The following is a 22,364-nucleotide window of genomic DNA, read 5'->3' as shown; positions in this document are numbered from 1 at the left end:
AGGGACCGTCATGACAAAAATCTCGCTCGTCGTCTCCGACGTCGACGGTACGCTGCTGACCAAGGACAAGACGCTGACCGACCGCGCGAGGTCCGCGGTTCAGCGTCTGCACCAGGCCGGCATCGGCTTCACGATTACGTCGAGCCGCCCCGCGATCGGCATGCGTTTCCTGATCGAACCGCTGGCGCTCTGGCTGCCGGTCGGCCCGTTCAACGGCTCCTCGATCGTCGACCCCGAGATGAATCCGGTCGAACAGCATCTCATCCCCGCCGCGGCGGCCGAGCGAAGCTTGCAAATTCTGCGGGACTTCGGCGCCGACATCTGGCTGTTCACCACCGACAAATGGCTGATCGACAAGCCTGATGGCCAATACGTGGCACATGAGCAGCACACCATCCGCTCCGACCCGACCATCGTGACGGATTTCTCGCCGTATCTCGCGAGCGCCTGCAAGATCGTCGGGGCCAGCGCCGATGCAGCCGGCCTCGAAGCTTGCGAGAAGGCGATGCAGAAGGCGCTCGGCAGCGAGGCGATGGCGGTGCGCTCGCAGACCTATTACCTCGACATCACCCCGCCCGGCTTCGACAAGGGCACATTCGTGCAAGCCATGGCCAAGCGCCTCGGCATTTCAACGGACGCGGTCGCCACCATCGGCGACATGCAGAACGACCTCGCGATGTTTCGCGTCAGCGGCGTTTCGATCGCAATGGGCAATGCGGCCGACAACGTCAAGGACCAGGCCACCCACGTCACCGCGACCAACGAGCACGACGGTTTTGCGGAAGCGATGGAGATGATTTTGAAGCGGAACGAGGTCGCCTAGGTCACTGCTTCGACCGCTGCATTGCAGGCTTCTTGCTGCCCTGCCTTGCGGCCGACAGGTTATGCGCGGTGTTGACCAGCGCGATATGAGTCAGCGCCTGCGGGAAATTGCCGGTCTGACGCCTGGCGCCTGAATCATATTCCTCGGCCAGCAGTCCCACATCATTCGCGACACCGACCACGCGATCGAACAAGGCTTGCGCCTTGTCGAGATCGCCCGCCAGTACATGGGCATCGGCCAGCCACAGGCTGCAGGCGAGGAAGGCGCCCTCGATCGGCTGCTTCTCCTCGGACACTTCGCGCGGATCGTGCCGCAGCACAAAGCCGTCAGGCATCATGTGCTTTTCCATCGCCGCGATGGTGCCGCGAATGCGCGGATCCGACGCTTCCAGGAAGCCAACGGACGGCAGCAGCAGCACGCTGGCATCGAGCAGCTTCGAGCCGTAGGACTCCACGAAGGCATTCTCCTCCGCGTCGAAGCCCCGGTTGCAGACGTCGCGATGAATGGCGTCGCGCAAGGTGCGCCAGTGCAGCAGCGGCGCCTTGAAGCCGAAGGTCTCGGCGCTCTTGATGCCGCGGTCGAAGGCGACCCAGGTCATCACCTTGGAGAAGACATAGTGCTTCGGCTGTCCGCGCCGCTCCCAGATGCCGTGATCGGGCTGGTCCCAGACTTCGGCGAGATGCTTGAGCACGGCGCATTCCAGCGCCCAGCTCTCGTCGTCGAGCTTGAGCTTGGCCATCCGCGATTGGTGGAAGGCGTCGATCAGTTCGCCGTAGACGTCGAGCTGGAGCTGCGCATGCGCGGCATTGCCGACGCGCACCGGCTGTGCGCCCTCGTAGCCATCGAGCCAACCGGCCTCCCATTCCAGCAGCCGCCGCTGGCCCCAGATGCCGTACATGATCTGCATGTTCGCCGGTGAGCCTGCCGCCGCACGCAACAGCCAATTGTGCCAGGCCGAGGCTTCCTCGGTGTAACCCGAGTTCATCAGCGCCAGCAGCGTGAAGGTGGCATCGCGCAGCCAGCAGAAGCGGTAGTCCCAATTCCTGGCGCCGCCGAGCTTCTCCGGCAACGAGGTGGTCGGCGCCGCGACGATGCCGCCGGTCGGAGCGAAGGTCAGCGCCTTGAGTGTGATCAGCGAGCGCACGATCAGGTCGCGATAGTCGCCATCGCGATTGCAGTGGCTGCACCAGTCCTGCCAGAATTTCTCGGTCTCCTTGAGTGCGACCTCCGGATCGATTGGCGCGGGCGGCTCGAGATGCGAGGGGCCGTAGGTCAGCACGAACGGCACGGTCTCGCCGGCCTTCACCTCGAAATCGGAAACCGTGGTCAGATCCTCGCCTCGGGTCTTGGCCGGTGTCCGCAGCACAGTCATGTCCTGCCCGGCGACCGCCAGCAGGGAATGATCGATCCGCCGCACCCAAGGGATGTCGACGCCGAAGCCGAAGCGGATGACGAGTTCCATCCGCATCTTCACCGTGCCGCTGACACCGCGGACCAGCCGCACGATGTCGGAGGCCTTGCCGCGCGGCGGCATGAAGTCGATCAGCGCAACGGTGCCGCCGTCAGTCTCAAAGCGCGTTTCGAGGACGAGGGTGTCGCCGAGATAGCGGCGCGACGTGGCGGTGACGCCCTCGTCCGGCGCGATCAGCCAGCGGCCGTTCTTGTGCGTGCCGAGGAGCGCTGCAAAACAGGCGTCGGAATCGAAGGCCGGCCAGCACAGCCAGTCGATCGAGCCGTTGCGGCCGACCAGCGCCGCGGTCTCGCAGTCGCCGATCAGCGCATAATCTTCAATCCTCTGAGACAATGTCGTGCGAGCCTCGAAAACGACGTCCGGAGACCCCGGCGATCAACGCCCGCCGGGTAACGAGCGTTCCCGTGTCGCGGCCTTCAAGGCTGCGACATCGACCTTCGAAACGATCTTGTCGAGCGTCACAGGCAGGCGCTGGCGCCAGTTCGGATGCTCGTCAATCGTACCGGGAATGTTGGGCTGGTCGATCACGCCGAGCAGATCCTCCAGCGACACCGCAAGCAGCCGCGACGGCGTGCGCGACAGGAAGGCGAGCACCGAATAGACATCATTGGCACGGATGCCGTTGGCACGCAGGATCTCGTCGAGCAGGCCGAGCGCATCCCAGCGGGCCTGATCGTTCTCGCCCGGATCGAGCCCGAGCGAGCGCTTCATCCTGAGATCGCTGAAAGAGCGCCAGCCGGCATAGGTCGACAGATCATGCGTGTTCAACGTCACCAGCGCGTTGGGCCGGTAGTGATCGACGGGCCGGAAGTGACCGGCATCGTCGCGCTCGAACATCATGACGAGGTAGGACCAGATGCCGAAATCCTGCATGGTCTCGCGAAAACCTTCCGGCACCGTGCCGAGGTCCTCGCCGATCACAATGCACTTATGGGCCGCGCTCTCCCGCGCCACGGTCGCCAGCAGCGCCTCGAACGGCATCTGCACATAGGCGCCGTTGTCGGGCTTGAAGCCGCGCGGCACCAGATAAAGCCGCTTCAAGCCGAGCACGTGATCGAGACGGATGGCTCCGGAATGGCGCATCGAAGCCGCGAGCATATCGGCGAATGGCACGAAGGATTGCGCCTCCAGGCCGCCGGCATTGAAGCCGGCCAAGCCCCAATCCTGGCCAATGGTATTGAGCACGTCCGGCGGCGCGCCGACGGCGAGATGACGGGAGATCGCCCCCTGTTCGTTCCAAGCATCGAAGCCGTTCGACTGCACGCCGACGGCAACGTCAAGATAGAGCCCGACCCGCATGCCGAGCTGGCCGGCCAGCTCCTTGGCCGCATGCAACTGGCTATCGGCGGTCCATTGCACGAATTCGACGAACTCGACCTCGTGCTTGTCCGGGCCGTTGCGCAGCTCGGCGCATTTCGTCTCATCCGGCTGTTGCCATTCCTGCGGCCATTCCCACCACGGCGCCGCAAAGCGATGGCGTAGCACCTCGAAGCAGGCAAAACGGGACAACAGCGGCGCGCGAGCCGCCCGGAAGGCGTCGAACTGGTTGCGGCGGACGCCGCTCGCGGTTTTCACGAAGCTGTCGAAGGCGGCACGCAAGGCCAACCATTTCAAGGCCGCCATGTCCGGATAGGGCACACGATCACCGTCGCGGAGCCGCGCGGCGGTCGCGGCCGCATCGGGGACGAGGTCGGGGGAAAATTCCGGGATCGCCTCGACGTCGATATAGAGCGGATTGAGAAACAGCCGGCTGTTCGGCGAATAGGGGCTGCAATCGGCCGGATGGTCATCGAACAACACATGCAGGGGATTGAGCCCGACGCCGTCGGCGCCCAACTGCTTCGCGAGCCGGACCAGACCGGCGAGGTCGGTGAAATCGCCGATGCCCCAATTGCGGTCCGAGCGGACGCTGTAGAGCTGCACGGCAAGCAGCCAGCCCCGGTCGAAATCGCCGCCGAAGGCCCGCTCCGGCGCCACGATCATCGGCACCTCTTCCGTCACGCCTCCGGCATCCGTCAGCGTCAGCCGGTGATAGCCGAGCGGCAGGCCGGCCGGCCAGGCAATCACGGGCTCGCGCGTCTCACCTTGCGCGATCAAATTGCCGTTGCCGGTCATCTTCCATTTGAGCGGCGGCGCACCGATCGTCACCAATTCGGTGCGCGGATGGCCCAAGGCGCGTACCACCACAGGCCCGCTGACGAAGCGGTAAACCCGCTTTTCCGGCAAGGCGTCGAGGATGGATTTGAGGGCCACGGGATCGGTGACCCGCAGCTTTCCGAGGGCATCGACGAATTCGGATTGAACGCCCTTGATCCGGGCTTGAGCTAAAAGATCCATTCGGCACGCAGCTTGCAGGCCATTTTGTGGCCGGGGGCATCGATTTTAACGAGGTCGCGGAAGAAGTTAGTCAGGGTTAACTCGCGAGCCGCGCCTGCCGTTCCCCAGGGAACCAATGACACACAAGCGGCTTTCTATAGTGGTATCAAGCGTAGGTTCCCGGCAAGGGAAACGGGCTCCTGCTTTCTTGTCAATGGCATCACCGTGAACAAGACAATTCAAACTGTCGAGAGTGCCGCAGCCGGCAGCACTTTCCTCATCGAGGACGTCTATCCCCTGATCGACGGCGGGCGCTTCCCCGTGAAGCGGATCGCGCGCGAACCGGTCGAGGTCTGGGCCGACATCTACCGGGACGGCGACGCCGTGATCGGCGCAGCGCTGATCTGGCGACAGGAGCAGGACCGCGAATGGCAGAGCGAGCCGATGATCCCTCACGGCAATGACCGCTGGTCCGGCGCGTTCACACCCGTCGAGCCCGGCAAATATGTCTATGCGATCGAAGCCTGGACCGACGAATTCGCCACCTGGTCGCACGCGGTCGCGCGCAAGCAGCGCTCCGGTGCCGACGTCACGCTCGATGCGATCGAGGGCGCCGGCCTTTTGACCAAGGCGCATGGCGCGCAGCAGGACGCCGCCGCCGTCATCGTCAGGCGATGCGAGGACTATCTTCAGACCGGCGACGTTGCCCCGCTGCTGGCAACCGAGCTCGGCGCAGCCATGGCCGAGAGCCAGTTGCGGCCTGATCTCACGCGCTCGGCGCTATTCCCACTGTTCGTCGACCGCGACAAGGCACGCTTCGGCGCCTGGTATCAGATGATGCCGCGCAGCCAGAGCGTGGTGCCAGGACAGCATGGCACGCTTCGCGACTGCATCGCGCGCGTGCCCGACATCGCCGCGATGGGCTTTGACGTGCTGTACTTCACGCCGATCCATCCCATTGGCCGCACCCGGCGCAAGGGCCGCAACAACATGCCGGTGGCGGGCGACGGCGATCCCGGCTCGCCTTATGCGATCGGCGCCATCGAGGGCGGGCACGACGCGCTGCACCCCGAACTCGGCACGATCGAGGATTTTCGCGCGCTGGTCGCGACCTGCCTGGAATACGGCCTCGAACTCGCGCTCGACTTCGCCGTGCAATGCTCGCCGGACCACCCGTGGCTGACGCAGCATCCGGAATGGTTCAAATGGCGCCCGGATCGGTCGGTGCGGACGGCTGACGGGCCCTATTCCGATATCGTCATCCCCGATTTCGCGTCCGTCGACCGGGCTGGACTGTGGAACGCGTTTCGCGACGCCATGCTGTTCTGGATCGACCACGGCGTCACCATCTTCGCCATCGACAATCACGACACCGCGCCGCTCGCCTTCTGGGAGTGGCTGATCCGTGACATCCGCCGCCGGCATCCCGAGGTGATCCTGTTTTCCAAGACGTTCGCGCGCCCGAAGCTGATGAAGGGCCTCGCCAAGCTCGGCTTTGCGCAATCGTTCAGCTATTTCCCCTGGCGCACGGCGAAGTGGGAGCTGGAGCAATATCTCGGCGAGCTGACGCGCTATCCCGAACGTGACTTCTATCGGCCGAACCTGTTCGTGAATACGCCCGATCTTTTGCCCTATCATCTCCAGGGCGGCGAGACATGGGCGTTCAAATCGCGCGTCGCGCTGGCGGCGACGCTGTCCGGCAATTACGGCGTCTACAGCGGGTTCGAGCTGCTGGAGCACGACGCGATCCCCGGCCGCGAGGAATATCTCAACTCCGAGAAATACCAGATCAAGCAGCGCGACTGGAACAAGCCCGGCCACATCAAGGCCTACATCACGGAGATCAATCGCATCCGCAACGAGAATGCTGCGCTTCAGCAGACGGCGAACCTGCGCTTCCTCGGCATCGAAGACGGCGAGACGATCGCCTTCGTCAAGGAAGCGACCGACCCGGCCAACATCGTCGTGGCCGTGGTTGCGCTCTCGTGCCACGTGCGCGAATTCTGGTTGCCGCTCGGCGACGTCACGGTTGACGCCGGCGGGCAGCGACACCATGTGTCGGCACTCGAAAACCTCCTCACCGGCGAACAGGCCCGCATCGAATGGGGCGGGATCAGGTTGCGTATCGATCCCGAGCGCGATCCGGCGCTGCTGTTCCGCTGCCTGGCGTAAGGGCGCACGCCATGAACGTATTGTCTTCCGTCGACACCAAGAAAGCCGAGGCTGCCGAGATCGTGGACGAGCTCTGGTACAAGGACGCCATTATCTATCAGCTTCACGTCAAGGCGTTTGCCGATAGCAACAATGACGGCATCGGCGACTTCGCCGGGCTGACCGAGAAGCTGCCCTATCTCCAGGAGCTCGGCGTCACCGCGCTCTGGCTGCTGCCGTTCTATCCCTCGCCCGGCCGCGACGACGGCTACGACATCGCCGACTACGGTTCGGTCAATCCCGATTTCGGGACGATGAAGGATTTCAAGCGCTTCATCCAGGAGGCCCAGAAGCGAGGCTTGCGCGTCATCACCGAGCTCGTCGTCAACCACACCTCGGACCAGCACAATTGGTTCAAGCGTGCTCGCCGCAGCCCGGCAGGCTCGAGCGCCCGCAACTGGTATGTCTGGAGCGACACCGACCAGAAATACCAGGGCACCCGTATCATCTTCACCGACACGGAGAAGTCGAACTGGACCTGGGATCACGAGGCCGGCGCGTTCTACTGGCACCGCTTCTTCTCGCACCAGCCGGATCTCAATTTCGACAATCCGCGCGTCGTCAGCGCGCTGATCCAGGTGATGAAGCGCTGGCTGGATGCCGGCGTCGACGGCTTCCGTCTGGACGCCATTCCCTATCTCTGCGAGCGCGAAGGCACCTCGAACGAGAACCTCCCCGAGACGCATGCCATCATCAAGCGGCTCCGCCACGAGCTGGATTCCTACTCCAAGGGCAAGCTGCTGCTGGCCGAGGCCAATCAATGGCCGGAGGACGTGCAGGAATATTTCGGCCGCGGCGACGAGTGCCACATGGCCTACCACTTCCCGCTGATGCCGCGCATCTACATGGCGATCGCCCAGGAGGACCGTTTCCCGATCACCGACATCCTGCGCCAGACGCCGGATATTCCGGCGAGCTGCCAATGGGCGCTGTTCCTGCGCAACCATGACGAGCTGACGCTGGAGATGGTGACCGACGTCGAGCGCGACTATCTGTGGACCACCTACGCCAACGATCCGCGCGCCCGCATCAATGTCGGCATCCGCCGGCGCCTCGCGCCGCTGATGGACAACGACCGGCGCAAGATCGAGCTGATGAACTCGCTGCTGCTGTCCTTCCCCGGCACGCCGATCATCTACTACGGCGACGAGATCGGGATGGGCGACAACATCTATCTCGGCGACCGCAACGGCGTGCGCACGCCGATGCAGTGGAGCCCGGACCGCAACGGCGGCTTCTCGCGCTGCGACCCGGCCCGCCTCTACGCGCCGCTGATCATGGATCCGGTCTACGGCTATGAATCGGTGAACGTGGAGGCGCAGTCGCGCAGCCTGTCCTCGCTGCTCAGCGCGACCAAGCGTCTGATCTCGGTGCGCAAATCGACGCTCGCCTTCGGCCGCGGCACCATGACCTTCATCCGCCCGGCCAACCGCGCCGTGCTGGCCTATGTCCGGCAGTACCGCGACGAGGTGATCCTCTGCGTCGCCAATCTGTCGCGCGCGGCCCAGGCGACCGAGCTCGATCTGTCGCCCTGGAAGGACCGCATCCCGCAGGAGATGCTCGGCCGCACGCGTTTTCCGGCGATCGGCGAACTGCCCTACATGGTCACGCTGGGGCCCTATGGCTTCTACTGGTTCCAGCTCACCGAGCGCGACAAGTCCGAGCCGGTGACGCCGCGCGCAGTGCCCGAATTCGAGACGCTGGTGGTGCCGGTGAACTCGACCTGGGTGTCGCTGGCGCGCGAGCGCGGCGTGTTCGAGCACGAGGTGCTGCCGGGATTCCTGTCGCGCACGCGCTGGTATCCGGAGCACAATCCCAAGCACATCAAGCCGACGCTGACCTCGGCGGTGCCGTTCTGCGACATCGGCGACAACAGGCCCTGGATCGCGTTCTTCGAGGCGGCGCAGGGCGACGTCACCACGCGCTACGTGCTGCCGATGCAGATCGAATGGGTGCGCTTCGACCGCGAACGCTTCAATCCCAGGGCGCTCGCCGCCGTGCGTCAGGGGGCCCGCGAAGGGACGCTGCTGGACGTGGCAACCGAGCAGATCTTCATCGGCCTGTTCCTGCGCAATCTGTCGCAGAACCTGGTGGTGGAAGAAAACAATCTGCGGCTGGAGTTCAAGGCGACCAGCCGGTTTGCCGAGTACACCATCAAGGAGCCCGAACGCATCCGCACGATCGAGCAGTCGAACAGCACCGCGCTGGTCGACAACCAGTATGTCGCCAAGATCTATCGTCAGCTCGAAGCCGGCATCAATCCCGAGATCGAGATCGGCTCCTACCTCACCGAGATCGCCCGCTTTGCCAATACGCCGGCACTGCTCGGCAGCGTCGAGCTGGTCGAAGACGACCGTCGCAGCGCAGTCGGCGTGCTGCACGCCTATGTCGAGAACCAGGGCGACGGCTGGGGCGTCACCGCGGGCTATCTCGACCGCTATATCGACGAGCAACGGGTGCTGCCACCGGGCGAGATGCCCCGCGAGACCCAGGAGCAAGCGCCCTATCTGCACTTCATTACGCAGATCGGCCGACGGCTCGCCGAGCTGCATGTGGCTCTGGCCGCTGCAAAGCCCGGAGATCTCGCGCCGGAGCCCATTGGCTCCGCACACGTCAAGCGCTGGTCATCCGAGCTCGAGACACGGGCCGAGCGGGTTTTCGAGCGGCTGGCCGCCAGCACCGACCGCCTGCGGGAGGTGGACCGACCGCTGATCAATCAGCTCGCCGCGGAGCGCGCGACCCTGTCCGGCCGGCTCAACGCGCTCTTACCTTCCGAGCTCGGCGGGTTGAACATCCGTCATCATGGCGATTTCCGCCTCGGGCAAACTCTGATTGTGAAGGACGATATCTTCATCATCGACTTCGACGGAGATCCGCGTTTGCCGCTGGCCGACAAGCGGCGCAAGCTGCCTGCGGCGCGTGACGTTGCCGGCCTGATCCGCTCGATTGATCTTTCGGTTAACGCGGCGCTTCACCGCGCGCTCACGGGCGCCTCCGACGAACAGGGCCGTCTCACGGCAGCGCTCGACGAATGGCGCGAGCGCACCACCGCGACGTTCCTCACCGCCTACCGCGAAGCCATGACCGATCGGCGGCTGTGGCCGGAAGATCCGCAATCTGCGGCTGGCCTGTTAAGGTTTTTCCTGCTTGATCAAGCGTTCGAGGAAGTAGAGTACGAGCTGTCCCACCGGCCTGAGGGGCTCCATGCGCCGCTGTCCGGACTGCTTCGCATTCTGTCCAGTATCGAGAGCGAAGCCCATGCCTAAACTCCCTGCCGAGGCCTATGCGATCATCGAGGGTCGCCACTCCGATCCGTTCCACTATCTCGGGCTGCATCCCGAGGGCGACAAGAGCGTGGTGCGCGCGTTTCTTCCCGATGCTTCCAACGTCGAGGCGGTGGGCGAGCACGGCGAGGTGGCGAAGCTCGATCGCGTCCATGATGCCGGCCTGTTCATCGGAGCTCTGCCGAACGGCGCGAAGCACTACCAGCTCCGCGCGAAGTTCGGCGACAACGTCATCGAATTCGAGGACACCTATCGCTTTCCGCCGATCCTGACCGATTTCGACCTCTATCTGCTTGGCGAAGGCACCCACCAGCGCCTTTACGACAAGCTCGGCGCGCATCCGATGCGGCTCGAAGGCATCGATGGCATCGGCTTCGTGGTGCTGGCGCCCAACGCCCGGCGCGTCTCCGTGGTCGGCGATTTCAATTTTTGGGACGGACGGCGCCATCCGATGCGGGTGCGCGGCGCGGGTTATTGGGAATTGTTCATCCCGCACGCCAAGGCCGGCGACCACTACAAGTTCGAAATTATCGGACCGCATGGCCATCTGCTTCCGCTGAAGTCCGATCCGATGGCTTTTGCAAGCGAGGTGCGCCCGAAGACCGCTTCTATCGTGTTCGACGAAGCACATCTGCCCCGGCCGCGACCGGCGCCCGACGGCATCAACGCGTTGTCCGCGCCGATGTCGATCTACGAGGTCCATCTCGGCTCATGGCGGCGCAAGAACGGCAATGAATGGCTGACCTATCGCGAGCTGGCCGAGCAGCTGCCGGCCTACGCCCGCGACATGGGCTTCACCCATCTCGAATTCCTCCCCGTCAGCGAGCATCCTTTCGACGGCTCGTGGGGCTATCAGCCGACGGGGCTGTATGCGCCGACCAGCCGCTTCGGCACGCCGGAGGATTTTGCCGCGCTGGTCGATGCCTGCCACCGCGAGGGCATCGGCGTGCTGCTCGACTGGGTGCCCGGCCACTTCCCGGACGATCCGCACGGGCTCGGCAGCTTCGACGGCACAGCGCTGTACGAGCACGCCAATCCGCTCCAGGGCCGGCATCTCGATTGGGGCACGCTGATCTACAATTACGGCCGCACCGAAGTGACGAACTTCCTGGTCTCGAACGCGCTGTTCTGGCTCGAGCGCTACGCGATCGACGGACTGCGCGTCGATGCCGTCGCGTCCATGCTCTACCTCGACTACAGCCGTCCGCCCGGCGCGTGGATTCCGAACCAGCATGGCGGCCGGGAGAACATCGAGGCGATCGCGTTCCTGCGCCGCTTCAACACCGAGCTGTTCGCGCGTTTCCCGCAGGCGACCACGGCCGCCGAAGAGTCCACCGCCTGGCCGCAGGTCTCGCGCCCGGTCGAATTCGGAGGGCTCGGCTTCGGCTACAAGTGGAATATGGGCTGGATGCACGACACGCTGAACTACATCAGCAAGGACCCGATCCACCGCAAGCATCATCACGGCGACATCCTGTTCGGCCTGCACTACGCCTTCTCGGAGAACTTCGTCCTGCCGCTGTCGCACGACGAAGTCGTGCACGGCAAGCGCTCTATCCTCGGGCGCATGCCCGGCGACGAATGGCAGCGCTTCGCGAATTTGCGCGCCTATTACAGCTTCATGTTCGGCCATCCCGGCAAGAAGCTGCTGTTCATGGGCGCCGAGATCGCGCAAAGCCGAGAATGGAATCACGACCAATCGCTCGACTGGCACTTGCTCGAGTACAAGCCCCATTCAGGCATCCAGGCGTTGATCCGCGATCTCAACCGGCTCTATCGCGCGGTGCCCGCCCTGCACCAGATGGACTGCGAGCAGGCCGGCTTCGAATGGCTGATCACCGACGACGCCAACCGCAACGTGTTCGCCTGGCTGCGCAAGGGATTTGACGAGCACGCCCGGTGCATGGTGATCGTCAACTTCTCACCCAATGTCTATCGCAATTACCGCGTTCGCGCGCCGTTCGGTGGCAAGTGGAAGGAAGTGTTCAACTCGGACTCCGCTCATTACGGCGGCAGCAATGTCGGCAACATCGGCGAAGTCCACGCCGTCAATGGCGAGCTCCGCCTCACCATTCCGCCGCTCGCCGCGATCTTCCTCGTTCCGGAAAGCTGAACGATGCGCCTGACTGCTGGATCGCCCGCACGCCTCGGCGCAAGCTGGGACGGACGCGGCACCAATTTCGCGCTGTTCTCCGCCAACGCGCAGAAGGTCGAGCTGTGCCTGTTCGACATGCAGGGCCGCCGCGAACTCGAGCGCGTCGAGCTGCCGGAGCGCACCGAGGATGTCTGGCACGGCTATCTCAACGACGTCTCGCCCGGCCAGCTCTACGGCTACCGCGTGCATGGCCCCTACGAGCCGGAGCACGGCCACCGCTTCAATGCCAACAAGCTCGTGCTAGACCCCTATGCCAAGCGGCTTTCCGGGCGGCTGGTCTGGAGTGACGCGCATTTCGCCTATCGCACCGGAAGCCCGCGCGAAGACCTGTCGTTCGACCGGCGCGACAACGCGCGCGGCATGCCGAAGGCCGTCGTCGTCGACGAGACCTTCAACTGGGGCCGCCGCGAGATCCGGCCCAACATTCCCTGGGAAGATACCATCATCTACGAGGCCCACGTCAAGGGACTGACACAGAAGCGCGACGACGTGCCGCCGAATTTGCGCGGCACCTATGGCGGCCTGTCCTCGCCCGCGATGATCGAGCACCTGAAGAAGCTCGGCGTCACCACGGTAGAGCTTCTGCCGGTGCACAGCTTCGTCGACGACCGCATCTTGGTGGAGAAGAAGCTCGTCAACTACTGGGGCTATAACACCCTGTCCTTCTTCGCGCCCGAGCAGCGCTACGCCCAGGACAACGCTCTCGATTCCTTCCGCACCACGATCGCACGTCTGCACGATGCCGGCATCGAGGTGATGCTCGACGTCGTCTACAATCACACCGCCGAGGGCAATCATCTCGGTCCGACGCTGTGCTATCGCGGCATCGACAACGCCTCCTATTACTGGCTGAACCGCGAAAACCCGCGCTACTACGACGATTTTACCGGCTGCGGCTCGTCGGTGAACCTCACCCACCCGCGCGTGCTGCAGATGGTGATGGATTCACTGCGCTACTGGGTCGAGGTCTGCCACGTCGACGGCTTCCGTTTCGACCTCGCCACCACGCTGGCCCGCGGACCGAACGGTTATGATCGAGGCAGCTCGTTCCTGACCGCGATCCGCCAGGACCCGGTGCTGGCGAGCGTCAAGCTCGTCGCCGAACCCTGGGATCTCGGCCTTGGCGGCTATCAGGTGGGCGCATTTCCCTCGCAATGGTCGGAGTGGAACGACCGTTACCGCAGCGCCATGCGCCGCTACTGGAGCGGCGAAGGCAGCCTGACCGGCGATATCTCCAGCCGCATGACGGCGTCCTCCGACCTGTTCAACCACGACGGACGGCGGCCGCGCGCCAGCATCAACCACATCACCGTGCATGACGGCTTCACCCTGGCCGATCTCTTCAGCTACAACGAGAAGCATAACGAGGCCAATGGCGAGGACAATCGCGACGGCTCCAACGACAACCACAGCAACAATTGCGGTGTCGAGGGTCCGACCGACGATCCCCAAATCGTCAGCTTGCGCCGGCAGCTTCGCAAGAACGTACTGGCCTGCCTCATGCTGGCGCAGGGCATTCCGCTGATCCTCGCAGGCGACGAGGTCGGGAATTCGCAATCAGGCAACAACAACGCCTATTGCCAGGACAACGAGGTGGGCTGGGTCGGCTGGGACAATCTCGGCAAGGACGGCGACGACATGGTCGGTTTTGTCGCCGAACTCGCCGATATCCGCCGCCGGTTCTCGCAGCTTCGCAGCCATCGCTGGCTCGACGGCCGCCCCAAGGACGGCATCTCCTATGGCGCGCTGTGGCTGACGCCGGCCGGCGACGAAATGACGGAAAGCGACTGGAAATTCCCGGAAGGGCGGTTCCTCTCCTATGTGATGGGGCCGATGGAACCGGGCAGCGCCGCGATCTTTATCGTACTCAACGCAGCCCCCGAAGAGATCGCATTCAAATTGCCAAAAATGACTGAATACAAGAGCTGGCAGCAGATCCTGAACACGACCGACGCCAAGCTGAATACGATCGACTTCCAGCCCGGGAGCGACAGCAAGGCGCCGCCGCGCTCCGTGCTCGCTTTCGCGGGGGCGCTATGAGGCCATCCTTCGGGGCGAGGCCGACGAGGGACGGCGTATCGTTCCGGCTGTGGGCGCCTGCCGCGCGCCGTGTCGATCTCCTGCTCGACAGACGACACGCGATGCAGCGCCGGCAGGATGGCTGGTATGTCGCCGAGATTGCCAATCTGCCCGTCGGCAGCAACTACAAATTCAGGATCGATGACGAGATCGACGTGCCCGATCCGGCGTCTGCATTCCAACCCGACGACGTGTTCGGCCCGAGCGAGGTGATCGATCATGACGCCTTCGCCTGGCGCGCATCCGATTGGCGCGGCCGCCCGTGGGAAGAGACGGTGCTGATCGAGACGCATGTCGGCACCTTCACTGCGGAAGGCACCTATCGTGCCATGATCGACAAGCTCGATCATCTCGTCGCGACCGGCATCACCGCGATCGAACTGATGCCGCTGGCTGACTTCGCCGGTCGCCGCGGCTGGGGTTATGATGGCGTGCTGTGGTACGCGCCCGACAGCGCCTATGGTCATCCCGATGAATTGAAGACGCTGATCGACGAAGCCCATCTGCGCGGGCTGATGGTGTTCCTCGACGTCGTCTACAATCATTTCGGCCCCGAGGGAAATTACCTCGGCCGCTACGCGCCGGCCTTCTTCACCGACGCGCACACGCCATGGGGCAGTGCGATCGATTATCGCGTGCCGCAGGTTCGCGCTTTTGCCGTCGAGAACGCGCTGTCGTGGCTCAGCGACTATCGCTTCGACGGCCTGAGGCTCGATGCCGCCAATCACATCATGGCGATCCCCGGCGAGCAATCGATGCTGCAAGACCTTAGCGTCGCCGCGGGCGAGCTTGCCAAGGCGACGGAGCGCCATATCCATCTCGTGCTGGAGAACGGCGACAACCGCGCGAGCCTGCTCGACGCGGCGCAGGAGCCTCCGAACGGCAAATATCGCGGCCAGTGGAACGACGACTACCACCACGTCTGGCACGTGATGCTGACGGGCGAACTCGCCGGCTATTATGCGGACTATCAAACGCCGCGGCTCGATCTCGCACGCGCGCTCGCCTCCGGCTTCGTCTATCAGGGCGAGATCTCGGAATTCTGGGGCAAGAAGCCGCGGGGCGAGAACAGCGGCGAGCTGCCGCCGGCAACCTTCGTCAACTTCCTGCAGAACCACGACCAGATCGGCAACCGGCCGCTTGGCGACCGGCTCGAAAGCCTGGCATCGCCCGAGCAGATCGAAGCCGCACTCGCGGTGACCCTGCTCGCACCGATGGTGCCGATGCTGTTCCAGGGCGAGGAGTGGGGCTCCATCGCGCCCTTCCCGTTCTTCTGCGACTTCCAGGGCGGACTGGCTGATGCCGTCCGCAGGGGGCGCAGGCAGGAATACGCCTGGGCCTATGAAAAGTACGGCGACGAGGTGCCCGACCCGCTCGATCCGGCAACACTGCAATCGGCCGTGCTCGACTGGACCGACCACACGCCGGAGCAGGATGCGCGTCTCGCGCTGGTGCGGGAGCTGCTCGCACTCCGCCACAAGGAGATCGCGCCACGACTGAAAGGTGCGCGCTTCGGTGATGCCGCCGTGGCCGATAGCGGCCTGCTCACCGCACATTGGCACATGGGAGATGGCGCGACGTTGCGCCTCGTGGCCAATCTCTCCGACAAGGACATCGCGTGTTCCGACGGCGGTGTGGGGACCCTGATCTGGGGCGGCGCAACCGGCGACCGGCTTGCGCCCTGGTCGGTGGTCTGGCGCCTCGGAGGTTGAGATGCCTCCAGCCATTCCTCTCGCAACCTACCGGCTTCAGCTCACCGCGGATTTCGACTTCGACAAGGCCGCCGCGGTGGTGCCCTACCTGAAGGCGCTGGGAATCACGCATCTCTACACCTCGCCGGTGATGAAGGCCCGCAAGGGCTCGACGCACGGCTATGACACCGTCGACCACAGCCAGTTCAATCCGGAGCTCGGCGGCGAGGCCGGCTTCGCGCGGCTGAGCGAGGCGCTGACGCGACACGACCTCGGCCTCATCATCGACTTCGTACCGAACCATGTCGGCGTGCACTTCGCCGACAATCCCTGGTGGCTGGACGTGCTGGAATGGGGCCAGGCCTCGCCGCACGCCGTCTCCTTCGATATCGACTGGGATCAACTGGCCTTCCGCGCCCGCGGCGGCGTGCTGCTGCCGATCCTCGGAGCGTCCTATGGCGAAGCGCTCGAGAGCGGCGATATCGAGCTGCGCTACGATCCCAACGAAGGTAGTTTTTCCGCCTGGTATTTCGAACATCGATTGCCGATCGCGCCGGAGCGCTATGGCGAGGTGCTGCGGATGATCGTGAAGGACGCCGACGCCGCCGAGACCGAGACGGGCAAGCGCCTGCTGTCGCTCGCGGCGCGCTACACGGGACTGCGCCGCCCCAACCGCAAGGAAGCACCCGGCTTCAAGGCGGAGCTCAGGGAGATCGCAGGCAGCGCCGATATCATCGGGCGCGGCCTCGGCGCCTATCGCGCGGCCAAGGACCGTCCCGCGCAGACGCTGGCGCTGCATCATTTGCTGGAGCGCCAGCACTACAAGCTGGGGCACTGGCGGCTTGCCTCCAGCGACATCAACTATCGACGTTTCTTCGACGTCAACGGGCTCGCCGGCATGCGCGTCGAGGATCCCGGCACGTTCGCCGCCACGCACCGGCTGGTGAAGCAACTCATTGCCGACGGCAAACTGCAAGGCATCCGGCTCGATCATATCGACGGCCTGCGCGATCCCGCGCAATATTGCCAGCGGCTGCGCCGGCTGGTGCGCGACGCTCAGGGCACCACAAAGCCGTTCTATACGGTGATCGAGAAAATCCTGTGCGAGCACGAGCGCCTGCCGCATTTCGCCGGCGTCCAGGGCACCACCGGCTATGAGTGGATGAATGCCATCACTCACGTTCTGGTCGACGCCAAGGGGCTGGAGGCCATGGACGAGACCTGGCGACAGATCAGCAACCGGCCGCCGCGGCTCGCGCCTTACGTCAAGGATGCCAAACGGCGCGTGCTGGAGACGCTGCTGACCAGCGAATTCACGGTTCTGACGCGCCTGCTTGCGCGCATCGCCAACGGGCACTACTCGACCCGCGACTTTTCCGCTGACAGCCTGCGGCAGGCGCTCGAGCTCTATGTGCTGCATTTTCCGGTGTACCGCACCTATTTGACGACAAGCGCGCCAACGGCGAACGATCGTAAGCTGATCGACAACACCATCGAGCACGCTCGCCGGGAATGGTTCGCCGCGGACGAAGGCATTTTCGACTTCCTGCGCGACGCCCTCACCATGGACCTGCTCAAGCCTGGCCGTCCCCCGCACAGTGCCCCGCGGGTGCGCCGCTTTGCGCTGAAGGTGCAGCAATTCACCGGGCCGATGATGGCGAAGTCGTTGGAGGACACTGCTTTCTATCAATTTCACCGGCTGCTCGCCCTGAACGAAGTCGGCGGCGATCCCGCGAGCAAGGGCCTCACCATTCCCGCTTTCCACGAGACCATGCAGGCCCGCGCCAGGGAATGGCCGCAAGGGATGACGGCGACCGCCACGCACGACACCAAACGTGGCGAGGACGCCCGGGCGCGGATCGCTGCCTTAAGTGAAATTCCCGGCGAATGGACCAGCGCTGTGGCACGCTGGAAAGTCCTGAACGCACCGCACCTCGCGCTCGACGGCAATCTGCGCGCTCCGTCGGCCACGTTCGAATACATGCTCTACCAGACCCTGCTCGGCGCCTGGCCGCTCGTGGAGCCGGCCGATGCCGGTTTCGTCGCGCGTATCCAGGCCTATGCGCTCAAGGCCGCGCGCGAGGGCAAGGAGGAGACCAGCTGGCTCAACCCGCACGAGGCCTATGAGAACGGCGTCAAGAGCTTCATCGCGAAGATCCTCGATCCCGCGCAATCAGGCGAATTCCTGGAGGCGCTGAACACGCTGGCTCGCCGCGTCGCGCTGCTCGGCGCGCTGAACGCGCTGAGCCAGCTCACGCTCAAGGCGACACTGCCGGGCGTGCCCGACTTTTACCAGGGCACCGAATTCTGGGATCTGTCGCTGGTCGATCCCGACAACCGCCGCCCGGTGGATTTTTCCGCGCGACACGCGGCGCTGGGCACGCTGGACAACCCGGATTGGAATCATCTGATCAAGAGCTGGCCGGACGGTCAGCTCAAGCTGGCCTGGACGCGGCACCTGCTCAAGCTGCGCAACGAGCTGCCCGACGTCTTCGCGCGAGGTGACTACCAGCCGCTTCAGGTGCGGGGCGCACATGCCGACCATGTCGTAGCGTTTGCCCGCCGCCACGGCCGGGCTGCGGCGATCGTCGTGGTCGGGCGCCAGTTCGCACCTTTCACGCAAGCAGGCCGCGAATGGCCGGCGTTCGATGGGGCCGACGCCACTATTGACGTCACGGGCTATAATGTGCCGGGTTTCGCCGGCAACGATCTGCCGCTCGCGCAGGCGCTTCGCGGTTTTCCCGCTTCGGTCATCCCCGCGCGCCCAGCGGGCGCGGCGAAGCCGGTGCGACAGCGCACCCGCGCTTGAACGCTAGCTTTTCCCGTCCTTGCCCAACAGCAGCTGGCCGCGCTTGCGAATCGTGGCCTGCGCCATCTCCGCAAAGCGCTGCAATAGCCAGGGCAGCACCACCTGCACCTTGACATGGTCGTCGGCGACGTCGACCTGCCCCGTCGCGATCTGCCCGAGCGCGCGGATGCGGAAATTCATGCTGTCGCCGCTCCAGCTCTCCTCCTCGACCTGCATCACGGGAATGCTCGCCGCAGCACGGCCTAGCCCAGTCTTGAGCCGGCGCACCGCCTCCTCGCGGCCCAAGCGGTGGGGAATGGAGACGACAAGCGGTGCTGACATGGCTCTGCCCGGTTAGTGATTGAACCTCACATAGTCATGCCCGGCGGTACCACAAAGGTTCCATGCAAGTTGCGCGTGCACGGTGTTTCATTGGCGGAACTTTAGAACCTGCGGCAAGTTGCCCTCGCACCACGGGACAGGTTGCAAACGACCCTTCTAACGAAGGGCTGGAGGAGATTTCCGCATGTCTATCGGTACGATCATTCTGATCATTTTGGTCATCGCGCTGCTCGGCGGCTTCAGCGGCATCGGCGGCGGCCCGTTCTACGGCACCGGCTATTACGGCGGCGGCGGTCTCGGGCTCGTCATCGTGATCCTGCTGATCCTGCTCCTGCTGGGACGGATCTAGCCACCAAACGAAGATCTAGTAGGGTGGGCAAAGGCGGAATGCGCCGGGCCCACCTTTTTGCTCGGCTGAGAGAAGATGGTGGGCACGCTTCGCTTTACCCACCCTACTTCGTTTTCCCGGCGAGCTTCTTGATCGCCGCCTTGATCGACGCCGCTGCATCGTCATAACCATCCCACGCCTTCGATCGCGCCAGCAAGCCGGGCACCGTCCGCACCGTGTACCGCTTCGGATCGAGGTCGCTCTTCACCTGCGCCCACGTGACCGGCATCGACACAGTCGCACCATCTCGCGCACGCGGCGACAGCGGCGCCACCGCCGTCGACATCCGATCGTTGCGCAGATAGTCCAGGAAGATCTTTCCGTTGCGCAGCTTCTTCGACATGTTGAGCAGATAGCGCTCGGGAGCGTCGTCCGCCATCCACTGGCAGACGCCTTGCGCGAAGGCCTTGGCCTCCTTCCAGCTCACCTGGTCGCGCGCGCCGTGACGCAGCGGGACCACGACGTGCAGACCTTTGCCGCCGGTGGTCTTGCAGAAGCTGTCCATGCCGATGTCGGTCAGCCGCTGCCGCATCTCCTTGGCGGCCTCGACGACCTCGGCGAAGACGACGTCGGGCGCGGGATCGAGATCGAACACCAGCCGGCCCGGGGTATCGTAGGCGTAGGGCGCGCAATTCCAGGGATGCAGCTCGACGCCGCCGATCTGCGCCACGGCCGCGAGCCCTTCGATGCGGTCGATCTGCAAATAGGGCTTGCGGTCGCCGGAGACCCGCGCGAGCTCCAGAAGGTTCGAGGTGCCCTGCATGGCGTGGCGCTGGAAGAAGCATTCGCCCTTGATGCCATCAGGGGCGCGGATCAGCGAGCACGGCCGGCCCTTGAGGTGCACGATCATCCATTCGCCGACGGCTTCGAGGTAGCGCGCGAGATCCAGCTTGGTAACGGGATCGCCATTGCCGTCGTCCGGCCACAGCGCCTTGTCCGGCTTCGAGAGCACGACACCCATCACTTCGGCAGTGCCGGCTTGCGCTGTTCGTGCACCGGTCTTCGCTTGCGCGCGCGGCTTCGCGCGCTGCTTCGTCGAGGGCTCGGCAAGCTCGGTATCGACCGGTGTCTCGGCCTCGACCTCCTCCGCCGGCTTGTCCTGCCGCAGACCCTTGAAGGCGGCCTGGCGGATATTGCCGTCGGCAGTGAAGCCGGCGAACTCGATCTCCGCCACGAGCTCCGGCTTCAGCCAGTGCACCTCGCGCGTCTTTTTCGGTGCGTTCTTGCCGCCGAAGGGGCTTTGCTTCGCCTCCATAGCCTTCAAGGACGGCATGATGCGCTTGACCTTGTCCGCGCCGAAGCCGGTGCCGACCATGCCGACGAAGGCGAGATGATCACCGCGGTGCACGCCGGCCATCAGCGAACGGAATTTGCCATTGGTGGTCTTGTAACCGCCGATCACGACCTCATGGCCGGCGCGGCATTTTGCTTTGGTCCAGCTTTCTGTCCGCCCCGAACGATAGGGCGCGTCCAGCTTCTTCGACACCACGCCCTCGAGCTCGAGCTTGCAGGCGGATTGCAGCACGGCGTCGCCGCCGCTTTCGAAATGCTCGACATAGCGAATCTGGCTCGATTTGCGCTTACGCGCTTCCAGCAGCTCCTTCAAGCGCGCCTTGCGCTCGCCGAGCGGCAGCCGGCGATAATCGAGGCCTTCCGCAAACAGCAGGTCGAACGCAAAGAAGATGAGCTCCTCGGTCTTGCCGTCCGACAGCGCCGCCTGGAGCGACGAAAAATTGGGTGCTCCATTGTGGTCGAGCGCGACGATCTCGCCGTCGACCATCATATCCGGCAGCGCGCCCGCCTCCTTCGCGATAGTTGCGAATTTTTCGGTCCAGTCGAGGCCTTTGCGCGTCTTCAACGTCGCCTTGCCGCCCTCGACCCGCAGCTGCACGCGGTAGCCGTCGAACTTGATCTCGTGGCACCAGCCGTCGCCGCTCGGCGGGCGCTCGACCGACGTACAGAGCTGCGGCGCCACGAAATCCGGCATCTCCGCCGCCTTGTTCGCGGTCGTCGCGGTCGTCGCTTTCTTCTTGACTGTTTTGCCGGTTTTCAACGCCGCGCGGGGCGCCGGCTTGACCGTGCGCTCTTTCGCCTCGTCCGCCCGGTTGGACTGCCAGACCGCGTCGGCCTTGGCCTTGGTGCCCTTCGCCAGCATGAACGGTTTTGGCGCACGGCCCTTGCCTTCGGCGATCTGATCCATCGCGCGGCCGGAGGCGACCGATTTGTCCTCCTCGAGAATGTCGTTGTCTGCGCCCTCGCGAACATATTCGTCGCGATGCTTGATCAGGAGCCAATTGGTCCGTTTGCCGCCGGTGCGGTCGTTGCGCATGCGCACCAGGACCCAGCTGCCGTGCAGCTTCTCGCCGTGCAGCGTGAACTTCAGATCGCCCTTCTTGAAACCGCGTTCGGGATCATCGGATTCCCAGGTGCCGCGATCCCACAGCATGACCGTGCCGCCGCCGTACTGGCCTTCCGGAATCGTGCCTTCGAAGTCGCCATAGTCGAGCGGATGGTCCTCGACCTCGACGGCCAGCCGCTTGTCGTGCGGATCGAGCGAGGGCCCTTTTGTCACCGCCCAGGACTTGAAGACGCCATCGAACTCGAGCCGCAGATCGTAGTGCAGCCGCGAAGCGTCATGCTTCTGAATCACGAAGCGGCGCTGCTTCGACGGCGCCACCGCGGTCTTGCCCGATGGCTCGGGCGTCTTCTCGAAATCACGTTTCTGTCGATACTTGGAGAGCTTTTGCAGCACGACTGGTCCCGGATTCTCTTTGGCGTGAAGCCTATCACGGCCCGCATCCCACCCGGAACCAAAA

12 protein-coding genes are annotated in these 22,364 nt (G+C 64.4%); 8 read left to right on the top strand and 4 right to left on the bottom strand.

Annotation, left to right across the window (positions count from 1 at the left end):
* The first annotated feature begins 10 nt into the window (after positions 1 to 10).
* Positions 11 to 823 carry an HAD family hydrolase gene (locus tag IVB42_RS26625; RefSeq protein ID WP_085351905.1) on the top strand — a complete coding sequence of 271 codons (813 nt, stop codon included), beginning with the start codon at positions 11 to 13 and terminating at the stop codon, positions 821 to 823.
* A gap of 1 nt (position 824) precedes the next feature.
* Here the strand turns inward: IVB42_RS26625 and IVB42_RS26620 are convergent, their stop codons facing one another.
* Both IVB42_RS26620 and malQ read right to left on the bottom strand, forming a co-directional pair.
* Positions 825 to 2,627 (bottom strand): glycoside hydrolase family 15 protein, encoded by a 1,803-nt coding sequence (locus tag IVB42_RS26620; RefSeq protein WP_247295025.1) that lies wholly within the window; start codon positions 2,625 to 2,627, stop codon positions 825 to 827.
* Between the two features lie 42 nt (positions 2,628 to 2,669).
* Complete coding sequence (gene malQ / locus IVB42_RS26615) at positions 2,670 to 4,631, bottom strand: 4-alpha-glucanotransferase (protein ID WP_204512130.1); 1,962 nt, start codon at positions 4,629 to 4,631, stop codon at positions 2,670 to 2,672.
* 204 nt (positions 4,632 to 4,835) lie between these two features.
* Between malQ and IVB42_RS26610 the strand changes: the two genes are divergently transcribed.
* From IVB42_RS26610 to treY, 6 genes are read left to right on the top strand one after another with little or no spacing between them, the layout of a single operon-like run.
* Positions 4,836 to 6,782 carry a maltotransferase domain-containing protein gene (locus IVB42_RS26610; RefSeq protein WP_247295027.1) on the top strand — a complete coding sequence of 649 codons (1,947 nt, stop codon included), beginning with the start codon at positions 4,836 to 4,838 and terminating at the stop codon, positions 6,780 to 6,782.
* A gap of 11 nt (positions 6,783 to 6,793) precedes the next feature.
* Entirely contained in the window at positions 6,794 to 10,087 is a 3,294-nt protein-coding gene (gene treS / locus IVB42_RS26605; protein WP_085351909.1) for a maltose alpha-D-glucosyltransferase, read from the top strand.
* The gene (glgB, locus tag IVB42_RS26600) at positions 10,080 to 12,218 is read left to right on the top strand and encodes a 1,4-alpha-glucan branching protein GlgB (RefSeq protein WP_247471351.1); all 2,139 of its coding nucleotides are present in this window, start codon (positions 10,080 to 10,082) and stop codon (positions 12,216 to 12,218) included. Before treS ends, glgB begins: the two co-directional genes overlap by 8 nt.
* Before the next feature lie 3 nt (positions 12,219 to 12,221).
* Positions 12,222 to 14,300 (top strand): glycogen debranching protein GlgX, encoded by a 2,079-nt coding sequence (gene glgX, locus IVB42_RS26595; protein WP_247397524.1) that lies wholly within the window; start codon positions 12,222 to 12,224, stop codon positions 14,298 to 14,300.
* Positions 14,297 to 16,051 (top strand): malto-oligosyltrehalose trehalohydrolase, encoded by a 1,755-nt coding sequence (treZ, locus tag IVB42_RS26590; protein WP_247295029.1) that lies wholly within the window; start codon positions 14,297 to 14,299, stop codon positions 16,049 to 16,051. The genes glgX and treZ overlap by 4 nt, the downstream gene beginning before the upstream one ends.
* A gap of 1 nt (position 16,052) precedes the next feature.
* Positions 16,053 to 18,839: a malto-oligosyltrehalose synthase gene (gene treY, locus IVB42_RS26585; RefSeq protein WP_247295031.1), complete on the top strand. Its 2,787-nt coding sequence runs from the start codon at positions 16,053 to 16,055 to the stop codon at positions 18,837 to 18,839.
* A gap of 3 nt (positions 18,840 to 18,842) precedes the next feature.
* Here the strand turns inward: treY and IVB42_RS26580 are convergent, their stop codons facing one another.
* Positions 18,843 to 19,160, bottom strand: a complete 318-nt coding sequence (locus tag IVB42_RS26580) for a polyhydroxyalkanoic acid system family protein (RefSeq protein WP_085351913.1) — start codon at positions 19,158 to 19,160, stop codon at positions 18,843 to 18,845.
* A gap of 184 nt (positions 19,161 to 19,344) precedes the next feature.
* On the opposite strand from IVB42_RS26580, the gene IVB42_RS26575 reads away from it, so the two are divergent.
* Entirely contained in the window at positions 19,345 to 19,509 is a 165-nt protein-coding gene (locus IVB42_RS26575; protein WP_007595743.1) for a DUF3309 family protein, read from the top strand.
* A 103-nt stretch (positions 19,510 to 19,612) separates the two neighbouring features.
* Here IVB42_RS26575 and ligD read toward each other — a convergent pair whose 3' ends face one another.
* On the bottom strand, positions 19,613 to 22,300 hold the full coding sequence (gene ligD / locus IVB42_RS26570) for a DNA ligase D (RefSeq protein WP_085361508.1): 2,688 nt from the start codon (positions 22,298 to 22,300) through the stop codon (positions 19,613 to 19,615).
* Positions 22,301 to 22,364 lie beyond the last annotated feature (64 nt).

The sequence above is a fragment of the Bradyrhizobium sp. 45 genome, assembly GCF_023073155.1.
GTDB lineage: Bacteria > Pseudomonadota > Alphaproteobacteria > Rhizobiales > Xanthobacteraceae > Bradyrhizobium > Bradyrhizobium canariense_D.
The sequence above is the reverse complement of the archived record's forward strand: the minus strand, read 5'-3'. Positions and strand labels throughout refer to the sequence as shown.

What these genes read in the sequence shown, in the direction of transcription:
- malQ (WP_204512130.1), bottom strand. Translation starts at nt 4,631, where the DNA reads ATGGATCTTTTAGCTCAAGCCCGGATCAAGGGCGTTCAATCCGAATTC.
- treS (WP_085351909.1), top strand. Translation starts at nt 6,794, where the DNA reads ATGAACGTATTGTCTTCCGTCGACACCAAGAAAGCCGAGGCTGCCGAG.
- treY (WP_247295031.1), top strand. Translation starts at nt 16,053, where the DNA reads ATGCCTCCAGCCATTCCTCTCGCAACCTACCGGCTTCAGCTCACCGCG.
- IVB42_RS26575 (WP_007595743.1), top strand. Translation starts at nt 19,345, where the DNA reads ATGTCTATCGGTACGATCATTCTGATCATTTTGGTCATCGCGCTGCTC.
- IVB42_RS26625 (WP_085351905.1), top strand. Translation starts at nt 11, where the DNA reads ATGACAAAAATCTCGCTCGTCGTCTCCGACGTCGACGGTACGCTGCTG.
- glgB (WP_247471351.1), top strand. Translation starts at nt 10,080, where the DNA reads ATGCCTAAACTCCCTGCCGAGGCCTATGCGATCATCGAGGGTCGCCAC.
- IVB42_RS26580 (WP_085351913.1), bottom strand. Translation starts at nt 19,160, where the DNA reads ATGTCAGCACCGCTTGTCGTCTCCATTCCCCACCGCTTGGGCCGCGAG.
- treZ (WP_247295029.1), top strand. Translation starts at nt 14,297, where the DNA reads ATGAGGCCATCCTTCGGGGCGAGGCCGACGAGGGACGGCGTATCGTTC.
- glgX (WP_247397524.1), top strand. Translation starts at nt 12,222, where the DNA reads ATGCGCCTGACTGCTGGATCGCCCGCACGCCTCGGCGCAAGCTGGGAC.